This is a genomic window from Pseudoalteromonas sp. SR43-5 (assembly GCF_014163835.1).
Lineage (GTDB): Bacteria > Pseudomonadota > Gammaproteobacteria > Enterobacterales > Alteromonadaceae > Pseudoalteromonas > Pseudoalteromonas distincta.
The window spans coordinates 1-2,689 of the sequence record NZ_JACJEA010000064.1; the positions used below are offsets into that span (position 1 = coordinate 1).

The 2,689-nt window shown below is 38.6% G+C and carries 4 protein-coding genes; 2 read left to right on the plus strand and 2 right to left on the minus strand.

The annotated features are described in order from the left end of the window. Positions 1-159: 159 nt before the first annotated feature. A complete protein-coding gene (locus H5090_RS20425; protein WP_004335148.1) occupies positions 160-597 on the minus strand; it encodes a group II truncated hemoglobin in 438 nt (145 codons plus the stop codon). 53 nt (positions 598-650) lie between these two features. Between H5090_RS20425 and aroE the strand changes: the two genes are divergently transcribed. Together aroE and H5090_RS20435 are read left to right on the plus strand one after the other, a co-directional pair. Beyond that, the gene (gene aroE, locus H5090_RS20430) at positions 651-1,475 is read left to right on the plus strand and encodes a shikimate dehydrogenase (protein ID WP_182696614.1); all 825 of its coding nucleotides are present in this window, start codon (positions 651-653) and stop codon (positions 1,473-1,475) included. After that, positions 1,472-1,726 (plus strand): DUF1488 family protein, encoded by a 255-nt coding sequence (locus H5090_RS20435; protein WP_004335144.1) that lies wholly within the window; start codon positions 1,472-1,474, stop codon positions 1,724-1,726. Before aroE ends, H5090_RS20435 begins: the two co-directional genes overlap by 4 nt. Here H5090_RS20435 and H5090_RS20440 read toward each other — a convergent pair. Continuing rightward, positions 1,718-2,263 carry a gamma carbonic anhydrase family protein gene (locus H5090_RS20440; RefSeq protein ID WP_002959868.1) on the minus strand — a complete coding sequence of 182 codons (546 nt, stop codon included), beginning with the start codon at positions 2,261-2,263 and terminating at the stop codon, positions 1,718-1,720. The genes H5090_RS20435 and H5090_RS20440 overlap by 9 nt on opposite strands. Between the last annotated feature and the right edge of the window lie 426 nt (positions 2,264-2,689).

Consider the following 2,689-nt stretch of genomic DNA (forward strand, 5'->3'; position numbering starts at 1 on the left):
ACCAAGCGCACAGGGCGTGCATCTGTGAAAGTGTTATGGCAAGGATGGCTTAAGTTACAAGCCATCCTGGAAGGCTACGATTTAGCAAAATCTCTTGAGTCAGACTTGTGATCAAGAGACAGCTCATAGCGCCTTTTTGCATTATGGCTAAATATAAATTTAATGCTGATTGATCATGTGCGTTGCTAGTTGAGAGAATGATTGCTTTAAGCCTTCACGTAACAACGGATTGTCTATTTCTATATCCAGCGTTTTATTCATGCAGTACATCCACTGATCGCGCAATGCTTTATCTACAGTAAAAGGCATATGTCTTTTACGTAGCATTGGCTGGCCATGTTTTTCAGTAAATAGGTTTGGCCCGCCTAACCAACCAGATAAAAATTCAAAAAATACTTGGCGAATTCGATCTAATGGCAGAGGATGCATATCATATAACGGTTTAGCGTATTCATCTGACTCCATTATGTCGTAGAATCGATTGGAGATAGCTCGCGCCCCTTTCTCTCCACCTATTATTTCATACGGTGTTTTTTCAGGAGTAGGAGCCTGTTGCTCGGGAGCCGGCTTAGATTTAGAAAAAAGTCGTTTAATCATATTACTTATCATTGTTAATAGGCAGTTTATAGCTGCAAAGAGGTTGCTTTAAAATGGACAAATATGCGGTTTTTGGAAATCCAATTAAACATTCAAAATCCCCCGCGATACATAAACAATTTGCTGTATCACTGGGTGAGCAAATCGACTATCGCGCAATATTAGCACCTATCGATAACTTTGAAAAAACAGTATTGTCTTTTTTTGAGCAAGGCGGTGTGGGTGCTAATGTTACAATGCCATTTAAAGAGCAAGCTTATGCAATGGCTGATGAGCTTACCCCATTAGCCAAAATAGTAGGGGCTGTTAATACACTAAAAAAACGAGATGATGGCTCATTACTCGGTGATAACACCGATGGTGTGGGCTTTGTAAATGATTTACTCGCTAATGAAGTAGCCATAACTAATAAACGCATTTTAATCATAGGTGCGGGCGGTGCTGCTCGAGGGGTTATTTTACCTTTGTTAGAGCATAACCCTCAGGAAATAATAATAGTTAATCGCACAGCACAAAAAGCCAAAGAACTCGCAGAGCTGTTTACCCAATATGGACCAGTATCTGGCTTTGGTTTTGATGATTTACCAGTAAGCGATTACTCACTAATTATAAACTCTACCTCTAGCAGTATGAATAACGAACTTCCAGCACTTGATAAAAAATACATAACTAACTGTGAAGTCGCTTATGACATGTTTTATTCACTGCAAAATACCATTTTTATGAATTGGGTTGCACAGCATAATATTAACGCTAAGCTTTTAGATGGCAGTGGCATGTTAGTTGGTCAAGCTGCTCAAGCATATTATGTATGGCGTAATAAAATGCCAAAAATACTTCCCGTCGTTGATGCGCTCAAACAAGGAACGCTTAAATGAATCAGGCAATACAATTTATAGATAGGCTAGAGTTTAGAGAGCCCGATCATCAGTTAGTATTTTTTGCACAAGTTAGTGGCATGCTGGTGGAGTGTGTAATAGAAGTAAATACACTTAAACTAACAGACGAAAGTCACGCAACAGAGTATTTTGAAAAGTATCGTTTTGATTACGAAGAACGTGCCGAGGAGCTTATCGAAGAAGAGAGCTATAACTCGGCAGGCCAAATTGAAGTAAGTTTATTAACTTAAATTAGCTATTTCAGCTAAGTACTCATCTTTAAGTGATACATAGTTATCGGCAGATATTTTTAAAAAGGCAAGTTCTTGCTCCGTTAGAGGGCGGGCTTGCTTAGCCGGACTCCCTACATATAAGTAACCAGACTCTAAGCGTTTGTTTGGTGGTACCAAAGAGCCGCCACCTATAATTACATCATCTTCAACAACCACGTTATCCATAATAATAGCGCCCATACCTACAAGTATACGGTTTCCTAATATACATCCGTGCAGCATTACCTTATGACCTACAGTTACATCGTCACCTATAATAAGTGGATAACCATCTGGATTGCTTTTAGTTGCACGAGATAAATGCAATACACTGCCATCTTGTATATTGGAGCGTTTACCAATACGTATATAGTTAACATCGCCTCGGGCTGCTACTAAAGGCCAAACACTACTATTATCACCTAAAGTAATATCACCAACCAAAACTGATGACTCATCAATATAAACAGACGAATTAAACGAAGGAGTTACACCTTTATAAGAACGGATTGCCATATTTAGTACCTTTTAGATAATAGTTATTAGCTTTGAGTGTATCAGCAAGGTCATTTTTGTACCATAAAAGGCACCGTTTGGTTACAAAACTATCAGTTTTAGGGGGTTTAGTTCAGATACTGACCGAACAGCATCTTTTTTTACTTTTTCTTTAAAAAAGTACTTGCGTAAAAATCTGTTCTCCCTATAATGCGACCCCACTGAGACGGGAAACGCCGAAGCATAGCAAGGCACGAACTACTCACAGAGTTAAATAAAACTTCGGTTTTAAATCTTCCAAAAGAAAATTTAAAACAAAGTATTGACTCGAAAAATAAAGGGTGTATTATTCGCATCCCTTGAGACGCTAAAGCGACTCAAAACGTTCTTTAACAATATAAAGCAATCATCTGTGTGGGCACTCGTACAGATTGAGTTCTAACAGCC

What these genes read in the sequence shown, in the direction of transcription:
- H5090_RS20435 (WP_004335144.1), top strand. Translation starts at nt 1,472, where the DNA reads ATGAATCAGGCAATACAATTTATAGATAGGCTAGAGTTTAGAGAGCCC.
- H5090_RS20425 (WP_004335148.1), bottom strand. Translation starts at nt 597, where the DNA reads ATGATTAAACGACTTTTTTCTAAATCTAAGCCGGCTCCCGAGCAACAG.
- H5090_RS20440 (WP_002959868.1), bottom strand. Translation starts at nt 2,263, where the DNA reads ATGGCAATCCGTTCTTATAAAGGTGTAACTCCTTCGTTTAATTCGTCT.
- aroE (WP_182696614.1), top strand. Translation starts at nt 651, where the DNA reads ATGGACAAATATGCGGTTTTTGGAAATCCAATTAAACATTCAAAATCC.